A 17262-nucleotide genomic window follows, 5' to 3' on the forward strand; every position below is an offset into this window, starting at 1 on the left:
CCAAGAATTTCAACCCGCATCGCAATCCCCGCATAAGACACGTCGCTAACGACGTCGCTAAACACGTGTCTTAGGCCATCAAGGCGCTATGCGGCAGGCGGTGCCAATCGGGCGGTTACTGTTTTCCCAACGAAGTTAGCGCGGCAACGAGGGTCGCCAATCCCCGCGTGCACAAGATGCGGTCGTAAGGTTAGCTATATTGTCGTTCTCAGATGATCGATCATTGCTCTGAAGGCAGGGGCCGTCCGCACTCTGTTGGGATAGTAGAGACTGAAACCGGGCAGGTCTGGCAGCCAATCCGTCAACACCGGAATAAGGTTTCCTAAATCTATGTCGTTGCGCACTTGCGAACGAAACACGTAGGCCAATCCGAGTCCGTCCAGCGCTGCAGCGCGGATCGCCGCGCCGTCATTGAACACAAGAGTTCCGTCGGTCTCGTACTCGGCTTTCTTTTTGCCTCTCGCCAGCGGCCATCGATAGAGCCTGGTCGAGCTGACATAACGGTAGCCGATACAGGCGTGACTGACGAGGTCATCCGGATCGGCCGGCACCCCCCACTTTTCAAGATAGTCGGGTGAGGCGACAATCGATACCGCGGTGGACCGGGTCAAAGGCACTGAGACCATGTCCTTCTCGACGAGCATGTTAAACCTGATACCCCCGTCAAATCCTTCGGCAACAATGTCGCTCAAACCTTCGTCAAGCGAGACCTCGACCGAGACGTTCGGAAACGTCTCCCTGAAAGATTTCAAGGCGGGCCTGAGTATCGTTTCAAAGGCGACGGGGACCATGGTCAGGCGGACCGAACCCGCAATCGTCTCGCGCATCTCCTGAAGGCTTGCCAAGCCTTCATCGATGTCCTTGAGGGCCGGCACCAACGTATCGAGCAGCCTTTGCCCCGCCTGCGTTGGGGAGACGTTCCGCGTGGTGCGTGCAAGGAGCGCCATGCCGATACGGCCTTCAAGCTGGCTCACGGCATAGCTGAGAGAGGATTGCGAAATCCCGAGTTCTGCAGCCGCAGCGGTGAAGCTCCGGTGTCTCGCGACTGTCTCGAAGACAGCAAGATCACGAAGGACAAGACGATCCATTTATTCAACTCATCGATATCTTCATGCAAATTGCATGATCTAATAGATAACAGCGGCAACGGTTATCTTCCAGTCATCAACATCCAAAACACCGAGGTAGAGATGACCATTAAGAAATTCTTGTTCGCCTTCATTGCCGGCGTGGCAATCTCCGGCCCCGCTTATGCCGATGCGAGGAACGTTGTCCTCGTCCATGGTGCGACCATGGACGGTTCGGGTTGGCGGCAGGTACATGACCTCCTGAAAAGCAAGGGCCTCTCCGTCAGTGTTGTTCAATTGCCGCATACAAGCCTTGCCGATGACATTGCGGCGACCCGTCTAATTTTGAAGCAGCAGATTGGCCCGACGGTGCTCGTTGGGCACAGCTATGGGGGCGCTGTTATTACAGAAGCTGGCAGCGAGGATACCGTGAAGGCGATGGTCTATGTCGCAGCGCTTCAACCGGACAAAGGTGAAAATCTTACCGAGCTTTCACAGCGTTTTCCCATGAAGATCGACATGGAAATGCTCGACAACCAGAGCTTCGTTCCATCTCCAAACACGTACCACGATAGCATTGCTGCGGACTTGCCCAAGGACGTCACTGATTTTATGGCCGCATCGTCAAAGCCGATGACACTCGAACCCTACCAGACGAGATTTCAGCATGCCGCCTGGCACGGGAAGCCCACGTTTGGCATCGTGACGACGGAGGACAAAGTTATTCCACCGGCTCTGTTGCGTTGGATGTACCAGCGCGCTGGTACGCAGACGAGCGATATCGTGTCGAGCCATATGGTTTACATGTCCCATCCGAAAGAGACGGCAGAGGTTATTCTCAAAGCGGTGGCATCGGTAAATTAAGGGGTGAGAATAAATGAGAAATTCTGTCGATGTAGTCACTGATCACGTCCGCGGTGTTCTATCGCCCACACAGCGCCAACTCCACTTGGACTCGCCTATGTCCAGAATAGCGGTCGGGGTGGGAGAGGAAGTATACACCGGCAAACATGGCAGCAACGGGTTAGGACGAAACAAAATCGAAAAGAGGCGGCGGCAAAAGCCTGTAATCCAGAACGGCGTGAAAAGGTCTAATGATACTAGGCGGTTGCCAGACTTCGCAGAGCCAACGCGGCCGAACAAGCCCTCCGCGGGGTGAATGGTGCCCGGCCTCTGGGCCCAGCAAGTAAGCGGTTGCGGTCTTGGCCATGGTCTAGCCCTTTATCCAACTGCGGCGAACCGGTCTTCTCATGCCCTCTTGGGCAGGAGCCCCGCTCCCTTTCTGTCATCCAAGGGACAGGAGGAACGCCTTCGGCATCACGGTTTTTTGGTGAAGCGCGCCGCCAGCGCGGCAGCCGCGGCCGGAAGAAGGGAAAGTGCCGCGAGGATGCCGATCGCGAAGAGGATCGTTGGTTCAAGATCGTTGCTTTCGAGAAGGATTGGCAGTTGCGCAAAGGTGATGACCGGGCCGGCCGTCCAGCCCACGGTGCGCAACAGCGAGCTAGCAATAGCAGACAGTACGATGGAGGCGGGATAGGCGGCAACCCAATAAATCGGCACGTCCCAGGGTTCATGCACATCGAAGATGATGGAGAATACCTGCCAGTAGATGACGGCGAGAAGCAGAACGATGATGAGTTCGTAAGGGCGCTGTTTCATGGGTCGGACCTAGGTCGAATGGAGAGGCGCACGGCAAGAAAAGGCTAGGACTTGCCACGGCCTACCTCTGTTGGCGGCAATATGGTTCGATCAAGCGCCTGTGTAAATGTGCCCGTCTTGATTTTGACCAAGGACCATGTGGCCCGCGGCGACGCCGCAAACGCAAGCGATCGTAACCCGAATGGGCGGAGAAAGTTTTGCTGACCCCGTGCCGCGGGCAAAGGGCGGGTCGCGTCAGTGATGCAAACACGCTGATCTTTATTGGAGGTTTCGTACCTTCTAAGGTGCCACAAAATTGATCAGATAGCTGTTTTTCTGTCATGGTCTAAGTCTCGATTGGAGCGATTACGTTCCGACGATTTTCCGGCGCGACGACTAAGCGGAGCGGCCGTCCGTAGGGCGAGCGTCCGGATGCTCTGGTGCGGACCTTTTTCGAGGAATGGGGCGAAACAGGTGATGTGGGAATAAGCCTGGAACGGGTGGCGAGCCGCGCGGGGGTGGGCAAGGCGGCGCTCTACCGCCGCTGGTCTTCGAAGCTGGAGATGGCGAGCGATCTTTTAACGCGCGTCGGGCTACGGATCACCGAGACCGGCGACTTGGGATCGCTGGAGGCCGATCTCGAGGCGGTCCTCCTCGCAATCCGTCGAGTTCTGCGCCACCGCACGATCCGGCGCATCCTTGTCGATCTCCATGCCCAGATCTGACGCGAGCCGGCACTGGCAAAAGCCATCCGGCCGATGCAGCAAGGCGCGCGCGAGCGCGCCCGCGCCCTGGTCGAGCGAGCCGTCACGAGAGGGGAACTGGAGGATAATCCCGATACCGGCCGCGGAGCCATCAAGGGGTTACTGCCGCACGGGCCGCATAACCTTCTGGGTTTTTGGCAACGCATCTCCTCAAGCAGACCCAGATCATACGATCAGGCCAGGTATGCCATCAGGATCCACCGGATGTCGTTCAGCAGCATTACGGTCGCTTTCTACCGCAGGGCAAGGTGGCGGTTGCGGCGAAGAATCTCACTCAAGGTTGGCAACCTCCGATATATAGCTGATCCAGAACGTCCAGTCATATGCGGAAATAATCTCCGCATATGACTGGACGTCAGCCTTCTTCGCTTTAATCGGAGTAGAACCGTAAGCCCGACGTTTTGGTCCGCCCGAAAGTGCCTGATTGGCGTAGCGATGCGCAGATCACTTTGCGTCCAGATACCGGTACACGCCATACTTATGGGAATAGAAGAGCTTACGACATCACCGCAAACTGTCGCAAAGGCATGACTGAGCGAACTAAGTCGCACGCTTTACGTCAACGATCACCGCGATCGAAAGTCGCCTCACTTACACCTTTGTTTCGCAGAACGTTCCTGGCGATTTTCTCGGTGGGAGTCCTCGGAAGGGACATGTCGGTGATGTCAATGTATCGCGGCACCATGTGACGTGGAGCAGAAGTCTGGAAATGCTCAATGAGATCACCGGGCGTCAGCGCCGATCCGTTCCTGCGCATAGCAACGATCATAATATCTTCTTCGGTAAATGCCGACGGAATGCCAAAAGCTGCGCATTCCACGATATCAGGATGGCTTTCCGCCACGGTTTCGATTTCATAGGCCGAGATATTCTCGCCGCGGCGCCGAATCGCCTCGTTCATCCGACTCTTGAAGTACAACCAGCCGTCAGCGTCCATCACGCCTGCGTCGCCCGAATGATACCAGAGATTTCTCAGCGTCTCGACCGTCTTTGCCTCGGCGCGGTAGTAGCCGGAGAACATGCTCCAGCTTTTTCTGGGGCGCGATACAATTTCGCCAAGGGTACCGGGTGGCAGAAGCTGGTCTCTCTCGTCGACGATCGCCACCTCCCAATCGGGATGGGCACGCCCGCAAGAACCGTGGCGCGTTTCCTCGACGGTATCCAGCGTCACGAAACTCGTCTCGGTCTGGCCGTATCCCGTGACGAGTTGCATGTTGAAGCGGCGTTCGAAAGCCTGTTTATCGGGAACCATGGGGATGCACTGACAGACGCGTACAGGATTATCGGCGTCGTCGTCTGCCGGCGGCGCGCGCATCAGTATCACGGCCATAGCGCCAAGAAGATTGGTTGCCGTCGCACCGCTTGCGCGCACCTGATCCCAGAATTTCGACGCGCTGAAGCCATCTACGATCGTGGCTTTCGTGCCGTAGATGAGCGGAAGGTAGACGCCGAACATCTGGGCATCGGTGTGAAACAGCGGTAGAGCCGAGAAATAGCTGTCGTCCGACGTATAACCGAGATTGGCCTCCATGGCCGCCGCCCAGGAATAACAGTGATGGTGCGACATCAACGCGCCCTTGGCGGGGCCCGTCGTGCCTGATGTGTATAGGATTGCCATAGGATCTGCGTAATGAACATCGGCGCACTGGAAATCAGCGCGCGGAGCAAGGCATTCGTCGAACCTCACGATCCGGTCGATCCTGACTCCAGCGGCTCTCGCCTCCGCCGCATCCGTTCCGACCAGAATGAGTGTGCGGAGCGCGGGCAGATTGGCTTGGACCTTAGATAGTTCCGGCAGCGCGGCAGCATCTGCGATCAGCACTTCCGCGCCGGAGTTATTGAGGTTGTGGCAGAGCAAGTCGCCCTTTAGCCCCGGATTATTCGGCACCTCGATGGCGCCGAGATGGGAAACCGCAAACCACGTCGCCACCAGCTCGAAACAGTTCGGCAGGAGCATCGCCACGCGGTCTGATTTCTCGACACCCAGCGTGTGCAATCCTCCCGCCAGTTGGAGCGAGACATGCAGCATGTCCTCGAATCCGGCAGATCGCCCGCATATGTCGATAAATGGCTTGTTGCCTAGCCGCTCGGCCTGATGACGAAGAATGTCAGGCAGCGTCCGTCTTTCTATGTCGTCGTCACGCATGCCCGGAATGTTTAGGAAGCGAGGCTCTTGCAGGATCATCGTCATGTCCAAAACTCTTTTGCCCGTGCCTGTGCTTCCGTAGAAAGAAAGCCGCTGACGGTCGATATGGTCTCCAGTGCCATCGCTTGCTCGAGCGACGAGTGAAATCCTTCATTGATGGCGAACTTGATCTCGGCGACCGCGCGAGCAGGCCTATCCGCAATCACCAGTGCCAGCGTCCTTGCCGTGTCCAGCAACTGGTCGTCCGGAACGATCTTCCAGGCGATGCCGACCTCCATCGCCCTCTGCGCATCGTGCCGCTCCCCGAGAATCATCAGCTCTTTCGCCACCTGCGGGCCGGCCTGCTTGGTCAGCAGCGCGGTGACGCCACCGGTCACGAAAAGGCCGTAGGAGACTTCCGGAAAGAACCACCGGGCCTTTTCGGAGAAGATGCGGAAATCGCAGTTCACCGCCCATTCCAGCGCGCCGCCGACGCACCAGCCGTGAACGGCGGCGATGACGATCTTGCGCGACCGCATGATTTGCACCGTGATATTCTGGATGGACTCGACCCAATCCTGTGTCGCTTCAGGCGATACGGTCTGCGCATCGAGATCCTTGAGGTCGTCACCCGAGCAGAAGGCCCGGCCTTCGCCATGGAGGATGACGACACGGACGGCATCGTCGGCCTCGGCCTTCGCGAGCGCCTCCGAGAGGGCATCGACCAGTTGCCGGTTCATGGCATTGAGCCGTTCCGGCCTGTTGAGCTTCACCCACGCTATAGTGTCTTGATGGGTGGAAATTACCGCATTGTTCATTGCCTCGTTCTCTCTCAGACGATCATCGGTTCGGCATAGCAACCCCATACGTCCCGGAGCGCGCTGCAAATCTCGCCCAGCGTCGCCCTGGCCTTCACAAGTTCGATCGTCTTTGGCAGCAGGTTGATGTCGTCGGATCTCGCCTGTTCGGCGAGTTCGTGCATGAGCCGCTGCACATGCGTGTTGTCGCGGCTGGCGCGCACGGCATTTAAGCGATCGATCTGCAACTGGGTGCATTCCTCGTCATAGGGGTGGATATAGACCTCAGCCTGCGCGCTCGCCTCATCGACATGCTTGTTGACGCCGACCGAAACCTTTTCTCCTGAATCGATCTTCTTGAACGTCGCATAGGCCGAATCTGCCAGCTTCTGCTGGAACCAGCCCTCCTCGACCAGCTTGATCGCGCCGCCGCGCTCGCGCACCTCATCCAGAACCTTCCAGATCTCGGTTTCCATGTCCCGGGTCAAGCTCTCGATGAAGTATGATCCGCCTAAGGGATCGATCACCGATGTCACGTTGATCTCTTCGCGGATGATCTGCTGGGTGCGGATCGCCAATTTCATGGCCTCCTCGGTTGGGATGGCGAAAGCCTCGTCCAATCCATTGGTGTGCATGCTCTGGCAGCCGCCCAACACCGCACCGAGTGCCTGGATCGCCGTTCGCATCAGGTTATTGTGATGCTCGACCTTGGTGAGGCTCATCGCAGCAGTCTGCACATGCACGCGCAGCCGCATCGATTCCGGCTTTTTGGCGCTGAACCACTCGGACATGATCTTCGCATATACGCGCCGTGCCGCCCTGAACTTGCAGATCTGCTCGAAGAAATCCTGGTGGCTGATGAAGAAGAACGACAGCCTCGGCGCGAAATCATCGATGTCCATTCCGGCGTCGATGATCTCCTCGCAATAGGCGATGGTGAAGGCCATGATGAAGGCGATTTCCTGGATCGCGTTGCCGCCCACATCCGAGAGATGGTATCCGCTCAGGCTGATCGGGTTAAGCTTTGGCGTAGCCTTTGAGCTGTACATGATCAGGTCGCGGAGCAGGCGGACCGCAGGCCTGACCGGATAAATCCATTCCTTCTGCGCGACATATTCCTTGAGCGGGTCTGCCTGCAGCGTCCCGGTCAGCTTGTTCAGATCATAGCCGCGTTTCTCGGCGACAGCGACGAACATCGCATAGACTACCCAGGCCGACGGGTTGATCGTCAGCGACACTGAAATGGTCTCGAGATCGATGCCATCGAATAGCCGATCGACATCATCCATCGTATCGATCGCGACGCCGACCCGTCCCACTTCGCCAAATGCCATCGGATCGTCGGAGTCGAGACCGAGCAGCGTCGGCAGGTCGAAGTCGGTGGAGAGCCCGGTCTGCCCCGTCTGGATCATATATTTGTAGCGCTGGTTGGTGGCTTCCGGATTGCCGAAGCCGGCAACCTGCCTGATCGTCCAGGGACGGCCGCGATACATGGTCGGGTAAGCGCCCCGCGTAAACGGATAGGCGCCAGGGAAGCCGAGTTCTTCCGGCGCAATGTCGGCGACGTCGGCGGGTGTGTAGATCCGCTTGAGCGGGATGCCGCTCTCGGTCTCGTATACCTGCTTCTCCTCCGGCCGGCTTCTGAGCGTCGCCGCAAGCTCGGCGCCTTCCCATTCGGCCTGCCGCCTGCCGATGTCATCGATCGCCTCTGGCGAGAACAGCGTCGTCTTGCTCACGTGTTTTTCTCCCAGCCCAATAGTAGGCGCGCGGCGGCCGAGGGATCGATCGCCCTGCGGATCACCGCCTCGACATAGCCGTCGAGGCTCCCATCGCCTTCATCGAATTTCCGTTGAAAAAGGTGCCTGGCGGTGGCGAGAATGCGTGTTCTCGCAATGCTGTGGCGCCGTCCACAAAGTTCGTCGTTTTCCTGGAGGTGTGTCCAGTGCTTGGAAATCGCATCCACTAGCTCGCGAACGCGATCGCCTGATAACGAACTGACCGCAAGGATCGGCGGATTCCAGCGCGTGTCCGTCATGGCAGCACCCAGTGCCATCATTCCCTGGAGAGCCGCGACCGTTGCCGCGGCCTCGGGTTTGTCACTTTTGCTGACCGCGTGGATATCGGCGATCTCAAGGATTCCTGCCTTGATTGCCTGTATGTCGTCGCCAAGCCCGGGCGCCGAAAGGACAACGATCGTATGCGCCGCTGACGCGACTTCGACTTCATCCTGCCCGACGCCAACCGTCTCGATGATGACGGGCGAATAGCCGGCGGCATCGAGAATATCGACCGCCTCCAGCGTCGAGCGCGCGAGGCCGCCGAGATTGCCGCGGGTCGCCATGCTGCGAACAAAAGCGCCTGACGTTGCCGCCGCATCGCTCATTCGCACCCGGTCGCCCAGGATCGCGCCTCCCGAAAACGGACTGCTGGGATCGACCGCAACAACACCCACCTTGTGCCCGGCCGAAGCGAGTGCCTTGATGAGCGCCGAGACCAGCGTCGATTTGCCGGCGCCGGGCACCCCGGTAATGCCGACGATATGCGCCTGGCCGGCATGCTTGTAGATTTCCGCGAGTGCATCCGCGGCTTCGGGATAGGCAGCCTCGGCGCGCGAGATCATCCGCGCGATCGCTGGAACATGGCCTTCTAGAACCAAGGGAACCAGGTCCATCGATGGCGTATATCTCGCGCGCCGAGGCGTCTTTGTCAGAGTAGCAGCCGTCATATCTGGCCGCGAGCGGCGACGAGATCGCTGATCGTGGTGACGATCAGGTCGGCGCGCGCCTCCTGCGGGACGATGGCATCTACGCCGCTTTCGAGCAGGGCGGCGTAATCCTGTTCCGGAATGACGCCCCCTGCCACGACGAAAATATGGTCGGCTTGCTCCTGCCGGAGACAGCGGCCCAGTTCCCTGAAAAGCGGAACATGCGATCCGGAGAGAAGACTGACGCCGATCACGTCGACGTCTTCCTGCACGGCAGCCCTGACCACCTCGATGGGCGACTTGTAGAGGCCGGTATAGATGACCTCCATGCCGGCGTCGCGCAGGATGCGCGCCACGATTTTCGCCCCGCGATCATGGCCATCGAGGCCGAGCTTGGCAACCAACACCCTAATCATTCCGGGTGCATGCGTCTCCGTCGCTGCGCCGGGTGCCCGGGCCGTCATGTCGCTATCGGTCATATCCAGATTGTCCTATTCCGCCGCGATCCCGGGAGCGGCCGTCCGGGCCACCAATGCTGCCTCGATGGATTGGGCGATGATCCCGAGCCCCAGGTCGATGTCGCCTTCCGAAATCGTCAGTGGTGGGGCAATGCGGAAAACCCCGCCCATGCCGGGAAGCTTGACGATATTCATGCTCAGCCCACGCCTGAACGCTTCCGCCGCAATTTGGCTGCCGAGCTCGTGATCGGGGCTTTTATCATCGGATCCCCTAACGATTTCGACGCCCAGCATCAGGCCGCGGCCTCGCACATCGCCCACGCATTCATAGCGCTGCTTCAGCTGAACCAGCCCGTCGAACAGGCGCTTGCCGATCACGCGCGCCCGCTCGACGAGGCGTTCCTCCTCGACCACATCGAGCACGGCAAGCCCGATGGCGGCCGGCAGGGGGTCGGAGACATGGGTCGTGTAGAAGAGAAAGCCGCGCTCATGGGCAGTGGCCTCGATCTCGGTCGTCGTCATGACCGCGGCCAGAGGCAGGCCCGCTCCGATAGTCTTGGAAAGCGTGAGAATATCGGGGGTCACGCCGTCTCGCTGAAAGGCGAACATATCTCCGGTTCGGCCGATGCCGGTCTGCGCTTCATCGAGGATGAGCAGCATGCCACGCTCGCGGCATTTCTCCTTCAGCGCAGCGAGATAGCCTTTGGGCAGCACCAGCATGCCGCCGCTCGACAAGATTGGCTCAGCGACGAAAGCGGCGAGGCTTCCGGTTGACTGGCTGTCGATGAGATCGAAGGCGTCATCCAGCTCCGTGCGCCAGTCCAGACTTCCATCGGCATTCTTGAAGCGTGGGCGGAAGGCATTGGGCGCCTGGATTGCGAGAGAACCGGCCATGCCGGGTCCATATCCCTTGCGGCCGGCGCTGTAAGTCGCCGATGCTGCCGCTCCGGTCATGCCGTGCCAGCTTTTGGAGAATGCGACGATCTCATGCTTGCCGGTCACCAGCTTTGCTATGCGAATAGCCGCTTCGTTTGACTCCGCGCCGGTGGACAACAGGATCACCTTGTCCAGCCCGGGTGCGAGTGCCGCGAGCCGCTCGGCGAGATCGACCACAGGGCGGGACAGCATTCCGCTGAAGAGGTGGGCGACCGTCGCCATCTGGCGCTGGACGGTCGCGACGATCTTGGGATGCGAGTGGCCGAGCAGGGCGCTCATCTGCCCCGAGGTGAAATCGAGGATCGGGCGGTCATCCGCGTCATAGACATAAGAGCCTTCAGCGCGCTCGATAATCGCCGGATCGAAGCTGCCGCCATAGCGGATCAAGTGCTTATCCGCAGCCGCCCAGAATTTGCGATCCTGATTGTTCGACATCCCCGCCTCCGACCGTTTTGCTGTCAGCGCGGATAATATCTAGTAGCGGATTTCCTGTAAAATTGATAGTTCTTGGATTGCGTTATAAGGAAAATTGATATGTTGAATCCGCTCGACCCGAGATTGCTGGTCACCTTCGTTCAAGCCGCGCATTCGGGCTCGCTGAGCGTAACGGCAGTTCAGGTCGGCCGGACGCAATCTGCGGTGACCATGCAGATGCAGCGCCTTGAGGAGACACTTGGCCAGACCCTGCTCCACCGGAGCGGCAATGGTGTCCGCCTTACCGGCGCGGGCGAGCGTTTCCTTGTTTATGCCGAGCGCATCCTGAAAATGCATGACGAGGCGATCTCGACCTTCTCGGGCAAAGGCCTGCACGGCTCGATCGTGTTCGGCAGCCCGGAAGATTACCTCGTCGCATTCTTTCCGAGTTTGCTGAGAAGCTTCGGCAGCAAATATCCCGATGTCGATATCAAGGTGGTGGCGGCCCCGACGGTGGAGCTGAAGGCCCTGCTGCAATCGAGGAAAGTGGATATTGCGCTGGTCTCGACGCCCAATCTGAACGATCTAGAGAATATCGTGCGCACGGAACCACTGGTCTGGGTAGGCAGCAAGGCGTCGCTCGAACTGCACGATTTCGCCGACACCTTGCCACTGGCACTTCCGGCATCGAACGCGATGGACCACAGGGCCGCATGCGAAGCGATGGACGGTTCGGGCCTGCGCTACAATATATCTTACGCGAGCAACAGCATTGCCGGTCTGATCGCCGTGGCGCGGTCAGGACTGGCCATCAGCGTCATGACGGAAGGCGCGGTGCCGCCTGACCTCAATATTCTCAACGCGCCGCTGCCCAAGCTGCCGCATCTTGGAATTCTCGTCGCCTTGCCGGATGCTGAACAGACCGCAGCTGTGACTGCCTTCGCGGACCATGTCAGGAGGATGCTGAAAACTCTCTAGCGATGTGGGAAACACCGAAAACTGTAGGCTGCCGCCTCATCGTCTCCTGAAGTTCGGCGAACGTTTCGTCACGAATGCAACCATGCCTTCCTTCTGATCCTCGGTGGCGAACAGCGAGTTGAAGACGCGGCGTTCGACCAGCAGGCCCTCGCGCAGCGACACTTCATCGGCCCTGTCGACGGCCTCTACGGCCGCCACAGTCGACGCCTTACCGTAGGAAGCGATCGTCCTGCCGCCTTCATCGCCTCTTCGATCAGCTTGGCGTTTTCGAAGACGCGCGCGCCGAGGCCGCTGCGCTCAGCTTCTTCGGCATCCATCATCCGGCCAGTGAGAATCATGTCTATAGCCTTCGCCCGACCGATCAGGCGCGTTAGCCGATGCGAGCCGCCCATGCCGGGAATGACGCCGAGCTTGATCTCAGGCTGGCCGAACTTCGCCGACATCGCCAGTTCGCAGCCGCCGCCGAGGGCAAAGCCCGAAACAGCGGCGATCTTCGGCGTGCGCAGGCTGTAGAACTTCCCCCCGGCCGGCAAAGAAATCCTCGTGGAACATGACTATGTAAGGCTTGTCGACCATTTCCTTGATATCGGCACCGGCGGCGAACGCCTTCCCAGCCCCCGTCAGCACGAAACAGCCGACCGAGGGGCCGCGGTCTAACGGCTTCAGGGTCTCGGCAGGTTCATTCATCATCTTGGAACTCAGGGCATTGAGCACGTCCGGCCGATTCATCTGTACGAGCACAACGCGCTCCTCGCGAGTGATAACAAGGGATTCGCTTATGGCTGGCCTCTCCCGGCAGGCGATTTTATCATGACAAGTCGCCGGATTGCTCCGGCGGCTTGCTGTCTTCACGACTGTGTGCGGTCGATAATGATTACTTCTCGAAGTAAGTCGGCTTTCCGTCGTCGCCTTTCCGCCATTCGTAAATGACATAATCAGGTCGGGTGATGTCACCCTTGGCATCATAGCTGATCTCGCCGAGCGTCGTCTTCCATGGACCTCCGGCCTTGATGGTTTCCGCGACCTTCTTGGCGTCGTCGGCCGAACCGGTCTTGACAATGGCGGCGGCAACGATCTGCAATGCCGCGTAGGAATAGAGCGTATAAGCCTCCGGCTCGAAGCCGGAAGCGCGGAATCTCTCCACGATGTCCTTGGCCTCGGGGTTCTTGCGGGGATCCGGTGCGAATGTGTTCAGCGTGCCAACGACGCCATCGCCCGCGATCGAAGCCAGTTCGCTGGACACCATGCCGTCGCCGGAGAACAGGGTCGCCTTCAGGCCCTGGTCGCTCAACTGGCGAATGATGAGGCCCGCCTCGGTGTGAAGACCGCCGAAATAGATGAGCGATACACCGGATTCCTTCATCTTGGCAATCAGCGCTGAGAAGTCCTTCTCGCCGCTGTTGATGCCTTCATAGAGCACTTCGTTGATGCCCTTCTCGTTCAGCACCTGCTTGGCGACATCGACCAGACCCTGTCCGTAGGGCGTCTTGTCATGCACGATCGCGATCTTGGCGTCCTTGAAGCTTGCAGCAATATAGTCACCTGCAACCTTGCCCTGCTGGTCGTCGCGGCCACATGTGCGGAATGTGTTCCAGAGGCCTCGCTCGGTATATTGTGGATTGGTCGAGGCCGGTGTGATCTCGAGCACGCCGTTTTCAGCATAGACTTCAGATGCCGGAATGGAGACGCCAGAATTGAAATGCCCGACCACGTATTTGACTCCGTCGCCAACGAACTTGTTGGCGACCGAAATACCCTGCTTCGGATCTGAGACATCGTCGCCGACCACGACCTTGATCTGCTGCCCGAGGATGCCGCCGGCGGCGTTGATATCGGCCGCGGCTTGCTCGGCGCCTTTAAGAAGTTGCGCGCCGAACGCCGCATTGGGGCCGGTCATGGGCCCGGCGACGCCGATGACGATATCCGCCCACGCATTGCCGCCAAGGGCGACGAGTGCCGTGAGCACGACAGAGGACAGAAGTGATTTTTTCATTGATGCGCTCCCAGTATACTTCGCGGGCGTTGGAGAAACTTTCATGAGGTGCCCGCGCACCACAGAAAGCCGATCGATGTGTCGGTGGTGGATCAGGACATCAATTCTACCGCGATTGCCGTGCCTTCCCCGCCGCCGATGCAGGCGGCGGCGATGCCGCGTTTGAGGCCATATTTCCGAAGTGCCGACACCAGCGTGACAACCACCCGCGCGCCTGACGCGCCGATGGGATGACCAAGCGCACAGGCGCCGCCGTGGACGTTCATCTTGTCCTCCGGCAGATCGAGGTCGCGCATCGCGGCCATCGGCACGACGGCAAAGGCCTCGTTGATCTCGAAGAGGTCCACATCCCGGATATCCCAGCCGACGACCTGGCAGAGCTTCCTGATGGCGCCGATCGGCGCAGTGGCAAAGAGATTGGGCTCGCTGGCATAGGTCGCATGGCCGCGGATCAAGGCGAGCGGCGCGACACCCCGCCTCTCGGCCTCCGAATGACGCATGAGAATCAGCGCCGCCGCACCGTCCGAGATCGATGACGCATTCGCCGCCGTCACGGTCCCGCCATCACGGAATGCCGGCTTCAAGGTCGGTATCTTGTCGATGCGGGCCCTGCGCGGCTGCTCGTCGTCATTCACTATGGACGAACCGCTCTTTGACTTTACAGTGAAGGGCACGATCTCGTTCGCGAAGCTTCCATCGCGCATGGCCTTCTGCGCCTTTTCAAGAGAAGCGATGGCAAACGCATCCTGCGCGTCGCGGGTAAACTGATAGGCCTCGGCGCAGTCCTCGGCGAAGCTTCCCATCAACCTCCCCCGGTCATAGGCATCCTCGAGACCGTCGAGGAACATGTGATCGATTACCTTGCCGTGCCTCATGCGATAGCCCGACCGGGCGCGATCGAGCAGGTAAGGTGCGTTGGTCATGCTCTCCATTCCGCCGGCCACAACCACTGTAGCGGAGGCTGCGAGGATGAGGTCATGAGCAAGCATCACCGCTTTCGTGCCCGAGCCACACATCTTGTTCACCGTCGTGGCCCCCACCGACGACGGCAGGCCGGCGCCGATCGCGGCCTGCCGGGCCGGCGCTTGCCCGAGGCCCGCCGTTAGCACGCAACCGAACAAGACCTCGTCGATGCTATCGGGTTGGACACCGGCGCGTTCGAGACCAGCACGGATCACGACGGCGCCGAGTTCGACTGCCGCGATATCTTTAAATTCGCCCTGAAAGCTGCCGAGGGGCGTACGTGCACTGCCCGCGAAAATCACTGGATTGGCCATGTTCATTCCAAGCATCCTTTCATCCACCGCGCCTAGCGCGGCGCCATGCGCAATGCCCCGTCGAGGCGGATCACCTCGCCATTGAGCATCGTGTTTTCGCAAATGTGCTTCACTAGCGCGGCATATTCCTCCGGCCGGCCAAGCCGGGGCGGAAATGGCACGCTTGCCCCGAGGGTGTCCTGAACCTGCTTCGGCATTCCCGATACCATCGGCGTTTCGAAGATGCCCGGAGCGATGGCCACGACGCGTATTCCGTGGCGCGCGAGTTCACGCGCGGCCGGCAATGTGAGTGCCGCCACACCGCCTTTGGATGGTGCATACGCCGCCTGTCCGATCTGCCCGTCGAAAGCGGCGATTGATGCGGTGTTGATGATGATGCCGCGCTCGCCCTCTTCATCCGGCGCTTCTCTTGCAATGACATCAGCCGCCAGCCGCAGCATATTGAAAGTGCCGACAAGGTTGATCGACACAGCCCCGGCGAAGCTTTCAAGCGCGTGCGGACCTGCTTGGCCAAGGATTTTCTCGCCGGGCGCCACACCGGCGCAATTGACCAGGCCATGAATATGGCCAAAAGCCTGCTTGGCAAATGCAAGTGCCTCGGAGATCTCCGCCCCTTCCCCGAGCAGCATGCGAGTTACCGCAGCACCAAGACCCGAGCTCGCACCGGTGACGACGAACGCACTATCCCTGATTTTCACCTCGATCTTCCCCCGCCCGACTTCGAGCACATGTTGCGGAGGAGAAAAGTGGTATACAATGACAATAGATTTGAGATTTGGTGCTGGATTTTGCCATGTTTTCGAATTGGAGGGACTATGGAACGCCGCATGATCGCACCATGCTTCGTGGACGATACGCTCGACTGCCTTCGCCGCAATGGGGTGGATGCGGCAGCACTGCTTGAGAGCGTAGGTTTGCCGCGCGAGATCGACCGGCCAATCTCCTCAGAACAATACGGCGCCTTGTGGCATGCCGTCGCGCAGGCGACGGACGACGAGTTCTTCGGCGAAGGCGCGCGACCCATGCGAGCGGGAAGCTTCGCCTTGCTCTGTCAAGCGATCCTGTCGACTTCATCGCTGGAGCATGCACTGCGTCGGGAACTTCGCTTCCTGCGCGTCGTGCTGGATGATCCCCATGGCGAGCTCGTCGTCGAGGATGGGCTTGCCCAGATCGTTCTTAAAGATGCGGGTGAGGTCCGATCGGCGTTTGCCTATCGCACGTTCTGGATCATCGTCCACGGCGTCAATTGTTGGCTCGTCGGTCGTCGCCTGCCGATCCGGCGGGTCGATTTCCGCTGTAGCGCGCCGCCGGTCGGCACCGACTATCGCCTGTTTTTCGGAGCACCAGTACGCTTTGACCAGCCGCAGACCCGGCTCATATTTGATGCCCAATTCCTCAAGCTTCCGCCAATCCGTGACGAGCGTTCGCTGCGCGACTTCCTGCGACATGCGCCCGCCAATATCTTGGTTCGCTATCGCCATGACGCCGGCCTGGCGGCGACTATCCGAGAGAAGCTGCACGCCAGTTCGCCTTCGGCGTGGCCGAGCCTCGAAGTACTTGCCGATCGCCTGCGATTGTCCGTCGCCACTCTTCGGCGAAGACTGCAACTCGAAGGGGAGAACTATCGCTCGCTGAAAGATGAGATGCGCAGGGCCTTGGCGATGGAAGCGCTGCTCAACGGAAATCTGAGCGTCGCGGATCTGGCCATCGAACTCGGCTTCTCCGAGCCCAGCGCATTTCATCGCGCATTTCGCAAGTGGGCAGGTGTTAGCCCTGCCTCGTTTCGTAGAAATACAAGAAAGGTCGACTGAGTGCTTCTGACTGCGCGACTGCTGGCCGGAGGTCTCTGGCCCACCTATGCCGATATGGGTCAACTGGAGAATGCCGTCCTCAATCTCGCGGTCAACGCAAGGGATGCGATGCCGAGTGGGGGCAAGTTGACAATCGAGACAGCCAATGCCGAACTTGACGACCGGTACGCGCGCCTGCAATCCAGTCTTGTCCTTGATGCTGCGGGACTTTTATTCGAACGAAAGGATGGAGCAGCCTGCACGACTTTCGTTATCCTGTTCAACCTCGCTCAAAATCGGAATGGAACCTTTGATCGGGCA

15 protein-coding genes and 3 pseudogenes are annotated in these 17262 nt (G+C 59.5%); 6 read left to right on the plus strand and 12 right to left on the minus strand.

Annotated elements, in window-relative coordinates:
- Nucleotides 1-194: 194 nt before the first annotated feature.
- Nucleotides 195-1088 carry a LysR family transcriptional regulator gene (locus ACP7E0_RS32910; protein WP_426131325.1) on the minus strand — a complete coding sequence of 298 codons (894 nt, stop codon included), beginning with the start codon at nucleotides 1086-1088 and terminating at the stop codon, nucleotides 195-197.
- 102 nt (nucleotides 1089-1190) lie between these two features.
- Here ACP7E0_RS32910 and ACP7E0_RS32915 point away from each other — a divergent pair, with 102 nt between their 5' ends.
- Entirely contained in the window at nucleotides 1191-1931 is a 741-nt protein-coding gene (locus tag ACP7E0_RS32915; RefSeq protein WP_426131327.1) for an alpha/beta fold hydrolase, read from the plus strand.
- 453 nt (nucleotides 1932-2384) lie between these two features.
- Here ACP7E0_RS32915 and ACP7E0_RS32920 read toward each other — a convergent pair whose 3' ends face one another.
- Complete coding sequence (locus ACP7E0_RS32920) at nucleotides 2385-2726, minus strand: hypothetical protein (RefSeq protein WP_426131329.1); 342 nt, start codon at nucleotides 2724-2726, stop codon at nucleotides 2385-2387.
- Between the two features lie 419 nt (nucleotides 2727-3145).
- Between ACP7E0_RS32920 and ACP7E0_RS32925 the strand changes: the two genes are divergently transcribed.
- Together ACP7E0_RS32925 and ACP7E0_RS32930 are read left to right on the plus strand one after the other, a co-directional pair.
- A complete protein-coding gene (locus ACP7E0_RS32925; protein ID WP_426131331.1) occupies nucleotides 3146-3430 on the plus strand; it encodes a TetR/AcrR family transcriptional regulator in 285 nt (94 codons plus the stop codon).
- Between the two features lie 105 nt (nucleotides 3431-3535).
- Nucleotides 3536-3774, plus strand: a pseudogene (locus ACP7E0_RS32930) (hypothetical protein); the annotation flags it as partial.
- 254 nt (nucleotides 3775-4028) lie between these two features.
- Here ACP7E0_RS32930 and ACP7E0_RS32935 read toward each other — a convergent pair.
- Genes ACP7E0_RS32935 through ACP7E0_RS32960 form a run of 6 tightly spaced genes read right to left on the minus strand, consistent with a single transcriptional unit; the run spans nucleotide 4029 to nucleotide 10924 of the window.
- Nucleotides 4029-5660 (minus strand): AMP-binding protein, encoded by a 1632-nt coding sequence (locus tag ACP7E0_RS32935; RefSeq protein WP_426131333.1) that lies wholly within the window; start codon nucleotides 5658-5660, stop codon nucleotides 4029-4031.
- On the minus strand, nucleotides 5657-6412 hold the full coding sequence (locus ACP7E0_RS32940) for an enoyl-CoA hydratase/isomerase family protein (RefSeq protein ID WP_426131335.1): 756 nt from the start codon (nucleotides 6410-6412) through the stop codon (nucleotides 5657-5659). Before ACP7E0_RS32940 ends, ACP7E0_RS32935 begins: the two co-directional genes overlap by 4 nt.
- A 14-nt stretch (nucleotides 6413-6426) precedes the next feature.
- Nucleotides 6427-8127, minus strand: a complete 1701-nt coding sequence (locus ACP7E0_RS32945) for a methylmalonyl-CoA mutase family protein (protein ID WP_426131337.1) — start codon at nucleotides 8125-8127, stop codon at nucleotides 6427-6429.
- Nucleotides 8124-9062 carry a methylmalonyl Co-A mutase-associated GTPase MeaB gene (gene meaB / locus ACP7E0_RS32950; protein WP_426131339.1) on the minus strand — a complete coding sequence of 313 codons (939 nt, stop codon included), beginning with the start codon at nucleotides 9060-9062 and terminating at the stop codon, nucleotides 8124-8126. Before meaB ends, ACP7E0_RS32945 begins: the two co-directional genes overlap by 4 nt.
- Before the next feature lie 50 nt (nucleotides 9063-9112).
- Nucleotides 9113-9574: a cobalamin B12-binding domain-containing protein gene (locus ACP7E0_RS32955; protein ID WP_426131341.1), complete on the minus strand. Its 462-nt coding sequence runs from the start codon at nucleotides 9572-9574 to the stop codon at nucleotides 9113-9115.
- A gap of 12 nt (nucleotides 9575-9586) precedes the next feature.
- Nucleotides 9587-10924 (minus strand): aspartate aminotransferase family protein, encoded by a 1338-nt coding sequence (locus ACP7E0_RS32960; protein WP_426131343.1) that lies wholly within the window; start codon nucleotides 10922-10924, stop codon nucleotides 9587-9589.
- 99 nt (nucleotides 10925-11023) lie between these two features.
- On the opposite strand from ACP7E0_RS32960, the gene ACP7E0_RS32965 reads away from it, so the two are divergent.
- Complete coding sequence (locus ACP7E0_RS32965; RefSeq protein ID WP_426131345.1) at nucleotides 11024-11881, plus strand: LysR family transcriptional regulator; 858 nt, start codon at nucleotides 11024-11026, stop codon at nucleotides 11879-11881.
- Nucleotides 11882-11917: 36 nt separating this feature from the next.
- Here ACP7E0_RS32965 and ACP7E0_RS32970 read toward each other — a convergent pair.
- The 4 genes and pseudogenes from ACP7E0_RS32970 to ACP7E0_RS32985 all read right to left on the minus strand — a co-directional run bounded on the left by ACP7E0_RS32970 (nucleotide 11918) and on the right by ACP7E0_RS32985 (nucleotide 15849).
- Nucleotides 11918-12661: pseudogene (locus ACP7E0_RS32970) on the minus strand (enoyl-CoA hydratase-related protein).
- A 94-nt stretch (nucleotides 12662-12755) separates the two neighbouring features.
- Complete coding sequence (locus ACP7E0_RS32975) at nucleotides 12756-13874, minus strand: branched-chain amino acid ABC transporter substrate-binding protein (RefSeq protein WP_426131347.1); 1119 nt, start codon at nucleotides 13872-13874, stop codon at nucleotides 12756-12758.
- A gap of 92 nt (nucleotides 13875-13966) precedes the next feature.
- Nucleotides 13967-15157 (minus strand): acetyl-CoA C-acyltransferase, encoded by a 1191-nt coding sequence (locus tag ACP7E0_RS32980; RefSeq protein ID WP_426131350.1) that lies wholly within the window; start codon nucleotides 15155-15157, stop codon nucleotides 13967-13969.
- A gap of 26 nt (nucleotides 15158-15183) precedes the next feature.
- The gene (locus tag ACP7E0_RS32985; RefSeq protein ID WP_426131352.1) at nucleotides 15184-15849 is read right to left on the minus strand and encodes an SDR family NAD(P)-dependent oxidoreductase; all 666 of its coding nucleotides are present in this window, start codon (nucleotides 15847-15849) and stop codon (nucleotides 15184-15186) included.
- 117 nt (nucleotides 15850-15966) lie between these two features.
- Between ACP7E0_RS32985 and ACP7E0_RS32990 the strand changes: the two genes are divergently transcribed.
- Together ACP7E0_RS32990 and ACP7E0_RS32995 are read left to right on the plus strand one after the other, a co-directional pair.
- Nucleotides 15967-16962 carry an AraC family transcriptional regulator gene (locus tag ACP7E0_RS32990; protein WP_426131354.1) on the plus strand — a complete coding sequence of 332 codons (996 nt, stop codon included), beginning with the start codon at nucleotides 15967-15969 and terminating at the stop codon, nucleotides 16960-16962.
- Between the two features lie 18 nt (nucleotides 16963-16980).
- Nucleotides 16981-17151 (plus strand): annotated as a pseudogene (locus ACP7E0_RS32995) (hybrid sensor histidine kinase/response regulator); the annotation flags it as partial.
- Nucleotides 17152-17262 lie beyond the last annotated feature (111 nt).

The sequence above is a fragment of the Pararhizobium sp. PWRC1-1 genome (assembly GCF_049897905.1).
GTDB lineage: Bacteria > Pseudomonadota > Alphaproteobacteria > Rhizobiales > Rhizobiaceae > Pararhizobium.